The organism is Pseudomonas sp. Wu6 (assembly GCF_019891515.1).
GTDB lineage: Bacteria > Pseudomonadota > Gammaproteobacteria > Pseudomonadales > Pseudomonadaceae > Aquipseudomonas > Aquipseudomonas orientalis_A.
This window is the reverse complement of sequence record NZ_JAFLXH010000073.1, coordinates 1-10,057: the sequence shown is the minus strand read 5'-3', so window position 1 is coordinate 10,057 and position 10,057 is coordinate 1. Positions and strand designations below refer to the sequence as shown.

Annotated in this window: 10 protein-coding genes; 3 read left to right on the top strand and 7 right to left on the bottom strand. The window is 60.4% G+C overall.

The window, feature by feature from the left end:
* Positions 1-425: 425 nt before the first annotated feature.
* The 3 genes from J1G34_RS26705 (at position 426) to J1G34_RS26695 (ending at position 1,695) form a co-directional block, all read left to right on the top strand.
* A complete protein-coding gene (locus J1G34_RS26705; RefSeq protein WP_065891625.1) occupies positions 426-881 on the top strand; it encodes a YkvA family protein in 456 nt (151 codons plus the stop codon).
* Between the two features lie 107 nt (positions 882-988).
* Entirely contained in the window at positions 989-1,327 is a 339-nt protein-coding gene (locus J1G34_RS26700) for a helix-turn-helix domain-containing protein (protein ID WP_128875607.1), read from the top strand.
* Positions 1,324-1,695, top strand: coding sequence for a hypothetical protein (locus tag J1G34_RS26695; RefSeq protein ID WP_005786715.1), 372 nt, complete (start codon positions 1,324-1,326; stop codon positions 1,693-1,695). Before J1G34_RS26700 ends, J1G34_RS26695 begins: the two co-directional genes overlap by 4 nt.
* Here the strand turns inward: J1G34_RS26695 and J1G34_RS26690 are convergent.
* From J1G34_RS26690 to J1G34_RS26660, 7 genes are all read right to left on the bottom strand, one after another.
* Positions 1,692-3,455 (bottom strand): bifunctional diguanylate cyclase/phosphodiesterase, encoded by a 1,764-nt coding sequence (locus J1G34_RS26690; protein WP_065891626.1) that lies wholly within the window; start codon positions 3,453-3,455, stop codon positions 1,692-1,694. The two genes, J1G34_RS26695 and J1G34_RS26690, sit on opposite strands and share 4 nt — an antisense overlap.
* Before the next feature lie 119 nt (positions 3,456-3,574).
* A complete protein-coding gene (locus J1G34_RS26685) occupies positions 3,575-5,656 on the bottom strand; it encodes a carboxy terminal-processing peptidase (RefSeq protein ID WP_240995381.1) in 2,082 nt (693 codons plus the stop codon).
* Positions 5,657-6,056: 400 nt separating this feature from the next.
* Positions 6,057-6,710 (bottom strand): HAD family hydrolase, encoded by a 654-nt coding sequence (locus J1G34_RS26680; protein WP_065895927.1) that lies wholly within the window; start codon positions 6,708-6,710, stop codon positions 6,057-6,059.
* A gap of 31 nt (positions 6,711-6,741) precedes the next feature.
* A complete protein-coding gene (locus J1G34_RS26675; RefSeq protein ID WP_065891628.1) occupies positions 6,742-7,731 on the bottom strand; it encodes an ABC transporter ATP-binding protein in 990 nt (329 codons plus the stop codon).
* The gene (locus tag J1G34_RS26670) at positions 7,728-8,528 is read right to left on the bottom strand and encodes an ABC transporter permease (RefSeq protein ID WP_222994854.1); all 801 of its coding nucleotides are present in this window, start codon (positions 8,526-8,528) and stop codon (positions 7,728-7,730) included. Before J1G34_RS26670 ends, J1G34_RS26675 begins: the two co-directional genes overlap by 4 nt.
* Positions 8,515-9,360: an ABC transporter permease gene (locus tag J1G34_RS26665; RefSeq protein ID WP_065888221.1), complete on the bottom strand. Its 846-nt coding sequence runs from the start codon at positions 9,358-9,360 to the stop codon at positions 8,515-8,517. Before J1G34_RS26665 ends, J1G34_RS26670 begins: the two co-directional genes overlap by 14 nt.
* A partial coding sequence (locus J1G34_RS26660) for an alkaline phosphatase family protein (protein WP_262411976.1) occupies positions 9,357-10,057 on the bottom strand: 701 nt, incomplete at its 5' end. The genes J1G34_RS26660 and J1G34_RS26665, both read right to left, overlap by 4 nt.

Here is a 10,057-nt window from a genome sequence, read left to right as displayed (position 1 = left end):
TTTACGTTCTTCTGAATAGAAAGGCATGACCATACTCTTGCCGCCCCCGGAATGCTTTTCAAAAAGCGGGGGACACGACAACTACCCTGACACCGGGGGTCAAGATCAAGATCACGAGCGGCTCGCTTCGCATCGTGGTTACGGTTGGGCACTGCGCAGGCATGTCAGCTGTCACGTTTAAGCCTCTGCAAATCCGAACGAACGTCCTCAAGTTGACACAGTCTGATATTAGGCCCGAGCACGGGTAGCCGCACAGACCTGCCAAGTCAATGAAATATTGGGATTTTCTGATGTGCGCAAAAAACGCCCGATCTGACTGCAGGCCTTGTAGTCCGTGGCTTTCAGCCATGAAAAAAGGCTCTGTTCACAAGGTTATCCACAATTTGTGTGGATAACCTTTCTGTCGTATGGAACTGGAGTGACACATGAAACCACCCTTCAATTTCACCCGCTTCCTGCCTATAGCCGCACGCTTGCTGGGGCGTGGCCGTCTGCCAACCCTGCTGTTTGCTGTCGCGGCCAAAGGCTCGAGCCAGGGCAATCGGTTGGGCCAGCTCAAGGATGACCTCAAGCTGCTTCAGGCCCTGTGCCTGGCTTACTGGCGCGGCGAGTATCGGGCGATCAGCCCCAAGGCGCTGATTTCGGTGGTGGCGGGGCTGATGTACTTCGTCAGTCCGATTGACGCGATTCCGGATTTTATTCCCATGTTCGGTATGTTCGACGACATCGCCGTGCTGGCCTGGGTCATGAAGACCCTGAGCGGGGAACTCAGCGCGTTTCGCGCCTGGCGCGATGCGCAACGCCCGGAAAAGCTGGCCGTGGTCGAACGTCTACCGGCCACACCTGAGCTGCTCGCCCAGGAAAACCCACAAAAAAACTGATGCTTTGGGCTATCCCCTGCGACCTCCGTGGCTGTTAGGATTACACTTCCAAGGAAGGAGTAAGGAAATTACTTACTTGGTAAGTGTTTTTATCCTACGGGGCAGTCATGGATATCCAGATCATTTCACGTAATGGCGAACCCGAATATGCGGTGTTGCCATGGGACCAGTACCAGGCGCTGCTGAAAGCGGCCGGTCAGCAACAGCCCACACTGGCTTCTTCCCCCGCCGCACCGATTACTCCCGACCAGGACGTGCACCCGCTCGCAGCCCTGCGCGGCCTGCGTGAAGCCAAGGGCCTGGCGATCGAAACCCTGGCGCGCACAGTGGGTATCAGCCCCTCGTATCTTGGTTTGATCGAAAGGGGTGAACGACAGCCGGATGCCGCCATTCGCCGCAGCCTGGCCTGGGAATTGGGCGTTGCAGGTTGGAGGGATGACTCTTGAGCCTACGTATCAGCCGTCAACATTGGGATGGCTTACTCAACGAACTGGACCAGGCGCGCCGTCAGCGCCATCTGCTGACCTACCGTGCGCTGCTTGAGCGCCTGCAATTCCCGACGCCGGCGATGCAGACCCTGGCCGCCGCCCTGGAGCACCTGGCGGCGCTGGACGCCAAGGCCGAGCAGCCGCTGCGCAGTTCCCTGGTGATCAGCCAGGGTGCCAGCCGCCTGCCGCGCACCGGGTTCTTTGAATGCGTGGAGCGCCTGGGGCGTTTCAGCGGGCCCTCCGACGGTGTGGCCGCCGCTTCCTGGCACGCTTCGGAGGTGGTGCGGGTGTTCGAGTACGAATATCCCGAATCCGCCGAGGCTTAAGCCGGCAGCAGGTCCAGGCTGTCGATCACATGGATGCTGTAACCGGCGATGTCCTTGGCCTGGTGCTTGGCCTGCGACGCCAGCTCCGCCAACTGGCTGGCATCGAGTTGTGCACAGGCCTGTGGATACAAATGCACCACGCCAATCGACAGTGAAAGCAAGGGGAATTCCTGGCGCACGCCCTGGCGGTTGAGTGCGGTGAAGCAGCCGGCGTCGAGGTGCTCGGCGCGGTAGAAACGTCGGCATTGGGTGTGAAAGTCGTCCAGCAGTTGATTGAGCCGTTTGCGCCAGTCCTGTGGGCCCAGCACCAGCAGAAAGTCATCACCACCGATGTGCCCGACAAAGTCGCGGCTGGGATCGACCCGGTCGTTCAGGCACTGCGCCAGGCACAACAGCACCTCATCCCCGCGCCCATAACCATAGATATCGTTGAACGGCTTGAAGCTGTCGATATCCACATAGCAGATCACCGACTCACGCTGTTGCTGCAGCAGGCGCGTCAGGCACTGCTGGATCGGCACGTTGCCCGGTAGCAGCGTGAGCGGGTTGGCGTAGCGCGCCTGCTGGATTTTCAGTTCGGTGATCAGTTTGAGCACATCGATGACCCGTCCCAGGCCCAGGTAGTCGCCATTCAATGTAATGATGAAATCTTCTTCGATGCGTTGCCGCGCGCGGCTGGTGAGCAAGCGGCTGACCTGTTGCAGGGACTGGCTCAACTCCACGGCCAGGAAGTCATCGCTCATCAGGCGGCTGATCGGCTTGCGGGCGAACAGGTCGGTCGCGAAGGGTTTGAGCAGCGCGTCCGACAGCGAGTGTCGATGCACGATACCCACCGGGTGGTCGCGGGCATCGAGCACCGCCAGTGAGTTCAGGTTGGCCTGGCGACGGAATGCTTCGAGCACCTGGGCGGTTGCCGTGTCTTGATCCACCGCCGGCTGTTCAATGAGCAGCGCGCTGAGGTCACTGGCTTCTTCATTCAGGGCGATATTGGCGTGGTCCGGCTTGGGCAGCATCAAGCGTGCTTCCTGCGGTGGATGCTCCTGAGGCCGGCAGAGCAGGTAGCCCTGGACCAGGTCCACGCCCATTTCCGTCAACACCGCCAACTCTTCCGGCAGTTCAATGCCTTCAGCGATCACCTGGGCCCGGGAGGCCTTGGCGATCTGCATGATCGAGCCGACAAATTCGCGTTTGAGCGCGTCCTGGTGGATGCCGTCGATAAAGTGGCGGTCGATCTTCACATAATCCGGGCGTAGCTCCGACCATAACCGCAGGCTGGAGTAACCGGCGCCCAGGTCATCCAGGGCAATGGCAAAGCCCATGTCGCGATAGTGATGTAACGCGGTCTGCAACAGCTTGAAATCATCGGTGGGCGTCTGCTCGGTGAGTTCGATCACCACCTGGCTGGGGGGAATACCGAACTCGCGCAGCAATTGCAGGGTGCGCCCCGGTTGGTGCGCCGTCTCCACCAGGGATTCCGGTGAGATATTGAGAAACAGCTTGCCCGGCAGCTTCTGCTCGCTGAAGCGCCGGCAGGCACTCTCACGGCAGGCCATTTCCAGTTCGCTCAGGCGCCCGGCATGGCTGGCGATGGAGAACAGGGCGACGGGGGAGTGCAACGGGCTGTTGGACGGGCCGCGACTGAGGGCCTCGTAGCCGAGGATGCGGCGTTCAGACAGGCAAATGATCGGTTGGAACAGGCTGTGCAAACTGCGTTGAGCCAGGATAGAGCCCAATGCATCCAGCTGTTCGGTCATGGTCATGGCACTCTCGGTCGAAAAAAAAGGACCGCAGGCTTGAAACCTGCGGTCCTTATATTTCACGACAGAATGATGTCTATATGATGACACTCCAGGGAGCAATCACATTAAATTGACATCATTTACTGCTTGGCTACCTGCTTGGTGATTTTCAGGTAGTCCAGCAGGATGCGACCGGTCTCGGCCAGATAGGCGTCGTCTTCCGGCTTGGTTTTTTCCGCCTCGGTCGGCAGCGCATCTTCATCTTCTTTCTTCAGTTCCTTGAGCGGGTCCTCGCCCTTGGCCTTGCGGCGCACGTTTTCCAGCACCAGTTGTTGATTCTCGATGTCGGCGTGCTGCTTGCGACGGTCCGCTTCGTTGAGGCTGACGGTTTTCTCTTCCATCAACTTCTTGGCCAGGGCCAGCTTGTCGCGGATGAAGACGAACTCGGCGTCCTTGGCGGAGCGCGTGTCGTGGTCAGCTTTCAGCTGTGCCAGGAACGGCTTGAACGGGTCGGATGCCGGCTTGATCGCAGGGCGGATGGTGTCCCACGGCATGGCTTCGGGCAGGGCGCTCTCGCCGATTTCCTTGGTGTCGATGATCGACGGGAAGTCGATGTCCGGCAGTACGCCCTGATGCTGGGTGCTCTGCCCGGAAACCCGGTAGAACTTGGCCAGGGTCAGCTTGAGTTCGCCGTGGTTCAGCGGCTGGATGGTCTGCACGGTGCCTTTGCCGAAGGTCTGGCCACCGATGATCAGCGCACGGTGGTAGTCCTGCATGGCGCCGGCGAAGATCTCCGAGGCCGAGGCCGAGAGACGGTTGACCAGCAACGCCATCGGGCCTTTGTAGAAGGCGCCCGGGTTCTCGTCTTCGAGTACGTCGACACGGCCGTCGGCATTGCGCACCAACACGGTCGGGCCCTTGTCGATGAACAGGCTGGTCAGCTCGGTGGCTTCCTGCAGGGAACCGCCGCCGTTGTTGCGCAGGTCGATGACCACGCCGTCGACTTTTTCCTTCTGCAGCTCAGTCAGGATTTTCTTCACGTCGCGGGTGGTGGACTTGTAGTCCGGGTCACCGGCGCGGAAGGCCTTGAAGTCCAGGTAGAAGGCCGGGATTTCAATCACGCCCAGCTTGTAGTCCTTGCCATCCTGCTTGAGGTTGAGGACTTTCTTCTGCACGGCCTGGTCTTCGAGCTTCACCGCTTCACGGGTGATGGACACGATCTTGCTGGTCTGGTCGTTGGGTGCATTGGTGTGCGGAATCACTTCCAGGCGCACCACGCTGCCCTTGGGCCCGCGGATCAGCTTGACCACTTCGTCCAGGCGCCAGCCGACCACGTCGACCATCTCTTTGTCGGCCTGGGCCACGCCGATGATCTTGTCGGCCGGGGCGACCTGCTTGGTCTTGTCCGCCGGACCTGCCGGCACCAGGCGCACGATCTTGACCTGGTCATTGTCGCTTTGCAGGACGGCACCGATGCCTTCCAGGGACAGACTCATGTTGATATCAAAATTTTCCGCGTTATCTGGCGACAGATAATTGGTGTGCGGGTCGTAGGACATCGCGAAAGTGTTGATGTAAGCCTGGAAGATGTCTTCGGCACGGGTCTGGTCCAGGCGCGCCAGCTGATTCTTGTAGCGCTTGGTCAACAGCTCCTGGATGGCCTTGGGCTCTTTGCCGGCGATCTTCAGGCGCAGCACTTCGTCCTTGACGCGTTTGCGCCACAGGTCGTCGAGCGCGGCGGTGCTGGTCAGCCAAGGAGCGTCCTTGCGGTCCACCAGAAGGGTTTCCTTCTCGGTGAAATCGAGCTTGTCGATGCCTTTGTTCAACTCACCCAGGGCGAAGTCCAGACGCGCTTTGACGCGGTCCAGGTAACGCTTGTAGATGGTGAAACCGGGCTGCAGGTCGCCGCTTTTGAGGAGGTCGTCGAACTGGGTCTTCCACTTGTCGAACTCAGTGATATCACTGGCCAGGAAGTAGCTGCGCGACGGGTCCAGCAGCTTGAGGTAGCTGTCGTAGATGATCACCGAGCGTGCGTCGTCCAGCGGCGGCTTGCTGTAGTGATGGCGCTTGAGCAACTCGACGACGTTAAGGCTGGCAATCACCTCATCGCGATCAGGCTGAAGGTTGTCCCAGCTATTGGCTGCGAACGTATTAGTCGACATCGACGCGAAGCCGAGACCAATGAAAAAAGCGAGGGCGGTGCTGGGGAACAGATGCTTCATGCTGATTCGACGCGGGGGCAATTGATAACGCATATTAGGCCGTCTTTGAGGGAGCCGGTTCCATATGGTCCGGTCGCATAATGCAAAAAGCCCGACGCTACTGCAACGGGCTCAGTCCGGACTCACTATGGAGGCACTGTGAGAGCATTGCAAGGCGTCGAGGGTCATGTCGAGCGGTGTAAGAGCTCGGTCCTACCTGCAATGTAGGTCAAGTTCGCGTTCGCGTGTTGGAAGCGGGCGCTCATCGTGTTGAATATTCCGGAGTTGTAATAGGGCCTATGTAGGAGGGGGCTTGCCCCCGATAGCGGTATGTCAGTGAAGAATGTTTCATCTGATCCACCGCCATCGGGGGCAAGCCCCCTCCCACATGGGGATCTTCTGCAGGGAGATCTTGGTAGGTTCAGGCCCAATGGTGAATCGGCCAGCCCGCCTGTTCGGCGTGGGCCCGCAATACCGGGTCGGGGTTGACCGCCTGTGGGTGATCCACCTTCAGCAATAACGGCAGGTCATTGCGCGAATCCGAGTAGAAACAGGCACCTTCCAGGGTTTCGCCTTCCTGCTCAAGCCATTGCAGCAAGCGCGTGATCTTGCCTTCGCGGTAAGTCAGCACGCCCTCGGTCTTGCCGCTATACACCCCGTGGCTGACCTCCAGCTCGATGCCCAGCACTTCGTCGATGCCGATGCGCGCCGCAATCGGCGTGACCAGGTGCGTGCCCGAAGCGGAGATCACCAGGATCCGGTCTCCATTGGCGCGGTGTCGGGCGATGGTTTTGGTCGCGTCGCTGTAGATCAGCGGCTCGATCACGTCCTCGACCCAGGGTTCCACCAGGTGTTCGATCTCTTGCGGGGTGCGGCCGATCATCGGCTCCAGGCTGAAATCCATGAAATCCTCCATGCGCAGCTCGCCTCGGCCGTAGGCCGCCATCAACTCGTCGTTCCTGCGCATGAATGACTCAGGGTCGACCCAGCCCAGACGGCCCATCTGCGCGCTCCACAAGGTGGCGCAGTCGCCATGGATCAGGGTGTCGTCCAGATCAAAAATTACCAATGCCATCCGAAATGCTCTCTCATTCAGTCGTTGCCCGTCAGGCTACTTCACACAGCGCGCTGGGGTCGATGGAAAGTGCCAGGCGCTGGCCGTCCGGATGCAGATCGTCGGCAGAGCGGTTCAGCACATCCACCACCAACTCCACGCCACGGGCTTCGATACGATAGCGAATCACGTTGCCCAGCAGGCTGTGGCTGCGCACCAGCGCGTCAAGGTCGCCGTTACGGCTCAGTTCGATGGCTTCGGGGCGGATCGCGATGCGCCCACTGATCGGTCGTTGCAGCAGTTGGCTGGCCTTGTCGGCATCGAGCAGGTTGTAGTTGCCGATAAACCCGGCGGCGAACACATCCACCGGCGCAGTGTAGAGGGTCTCGGCATCGCCGCTCTGTACGATTCTGCCCTGATTCATCAGGAAGATGCGGTCCGACATGGTCAGGGCTTCCTCCTGGTCATGGGTGACGAAAATGGTGGTCAAGCCGAGTTCGCGCTGGATCTGGCGGATCTGCTCGCGCAGGTGCTTGCGAATCCGTGCATCCAGCGCCGACAGCGGTTCATCCAGCAGCAACAGGCGCGGGCGGGTCACCAGTGAGCGGGCGAGGGCGACGCGCTGGCACTGGCCGCCGGACATCTGGTGCGGATAACGACCGGCCAGGTCCTTGAGCTCGACCAATTGCAGCACCTCCTGGACCCGCTTGTGACGGTCGTCGGCGTTGACTTTCTGCATGCGCAGGCCGAAGGCGACGTTCTGTTCCACGGTCATGTTGGGAAACAGCGCGTAGCTCTGGAACACCATGCCGATATGCCGTTTCTGCGGGCTTAGCGGGACGATGTCCTGGCCATCGAGCAGAATTTTCCCACTGTCCACCGAGGTCAGCCCGGCGATGCAGCGCAGCAAGGTCGACTTGCCGCAACCGGACGGGCCGAGCAGGGTGACAAACTCGCCCTTGGCGATTTCGCAATTGATATCACTGAATACCGGGGTGCCGGTATAGCTCTTTTGCAGGTGTTGGACGCTGACGAAGCTCATTGGCTTTTGTCCTTGTTCAAGATATTGGCGGCCCAGGTCAGCACCAGCACAAAGAAGAAATAGGAGATCACGACGGCACTGGTGAAGTGGCCGCTGCTGTTGCGCATGTTGTTGAGGTACACCTGCAGGGTTTCATAGCGGGTGCCGACCAGGATGTTGGCGAACACGAACTCACCGAACAGGAATGAGAACGACAGCAGAAGCGCCACCATCAGGCCTTTGCGCAGATTGGGCAGCACGACCAGGAACGCCGCTTGCCAGGTGCTGGCGCCGAGCAGTTGCGAGGCGTCCATGAGGTCGCGCAGATTGATCGCCTGCAGGTTGTTGGTGATTGCGCGGTACATGAACGGCAGCGCCACGGTGAAGTAGCAACCGATCAGAATCCACGGCGTACCCACCATTGCCAGCGGCCCGGACCCGTACAGTTGCAGCAGCCCCACCGACGACACCACCGGCGGCACCGCGAACGGCAGCAGGATCAGGATGTTCATCAGCGCATCCAGCCTGGGGAAGTGGTAATGCACCACGAACAGCAGCGGCAGGATCAGCACCACCGACAGGATCAGCGCGCCCACGCACACCAGCAGCGATTGCCCGAAGGCCATCAGGAAGCGCGGGTCGCTCCATAGCTGCACATACCATTTCAGGCTGAAGCCGGCAGGCAGGATGGTGGCCGACCAACTGCTGGAGATCGAATAGACAAAGGTGCCTGCCAGCGGCAGTACCAGAATCAGGAACAGCACGTACACCACCGCCCGATGGTAGAGGGACGCCGGGCCGGCATCAGCGCGAGACATGGTAGCTCCTCTTGAGCAGCAGTTGATGGACCACCGTGACCACGGTCATCAGCGCCACCAGCACCACGGCCAGGGCGCTGGCCATGTTCGGGTCCAGTGACACGTCACCGGAAACCAGCCCCGCGATGCGGATCGGCAGCACGTTGAAGTTGCCGGTGGTAAGGGCGTACACGGTGGCATAGGCGCCAAGGGCGTTGGCCAGCAGAATCACGAACGTGCCGAGCAGGGCGGGGGTCAGGACCGGCAAGCCGATGTGCCGCCAGAACTGCCAGCCATTGGCGCCGAGCAGGGCAGCCGATTCGCGCCAGTCTTCGCGCAGTGCGTCAAAGGCCGGGTACAGCAGCAGGACGCCGAGGGGGATCTGGAAGTAGGTGTAGAGGAGGATCAAGCCGGTTTTGGAGTACAGGTTGAAGTCCTGGATGATCCCCGCCTGCTTGAGCATGATGGTAATGCTGCCGTTGAACCCCAGCAGGATGATGAACGCGAAGGCCAGGGGCACGCCGGCGAAGTTGCTGGTCATGTTGGCAAACGCCGTGACGAAATTGCGCAGCGGCGAATCGACCCGGCGCAGGGAGTAACTGCCCAGCGTGGCGATGATGATGCCGAAAACGCTGGAGTAGAAGCTGATCTCGAGGCTGAACTGGATCGCCTGCAGGTAGAACTTCGAACTGAAAATGCGCGTGAAGTTTTCCAGGCTCCAACCGCTGTCTTCGGTTTGCAGGCTGTTGATCAGCACCCAGGCCAACGGCGCGATCTGGAACACGATAAAGAACAGCGCGAAGGGCGCCAGGCACAGTAAGGCCAGCCATTTGCCGCGAACCATGCCACTCATTTGAGCAACTCCCGGCAGACCGGTTTGTCGTGGGGCACGCCGAGCAGCGCGCAGACGGTACCGCACAGGTCGGTCTGTTTCGGCGCGGCGGCGGCATCCAGGCTGAAGGCGTCGCCGAGTACAAACAGCGGCACTTCGCGCTCCTCCGGCAGCAGGCCGTTGTGGGAGCGGTCGTTGTTCATGCCGTGGTCGGCGGTGACCAGCACCTGGTAACCGGCGTCGAGCCAGCCTTGCAGGTAGTCGGCGAGAATAATGTCGGCCGAGCGTGCGCTGTTGCGGTACTGCGCAGTGTCGAGGCCGTGCTTGTGACCGGCGTCGTCGATGTTCATCGGGTGCACCAGCAGAAAGTCCGGCGCGTGCTTGAGGCGCAGGCTTTCGGCGTCGGCAAACAGGTGGGAGTCCGGGTAGTGGTCATTCCAGTAGAAATGCCCATGCTGGATCGCCAGCGCCGCATCGTCGGTATGACGATCACGGGCGGCGAGAAAGGGGGTGCGGTTATACAATTCGCTGACCCAATGGTAAGCCGCCGCCGCGGTGGTCAAGCCGGCACGGGTGGCGTAGTGGAAAATGCTGCGCTGGCTGGACAGGCGCGCGACGTTGTTGTGAACGATGCCGCTCTGGATCGGCGGCACGCCATGGGGCACTTGCAGGCTTATGTCGGCGCAGGACGCGCAGCCTTCTACACACTGGAATGTGA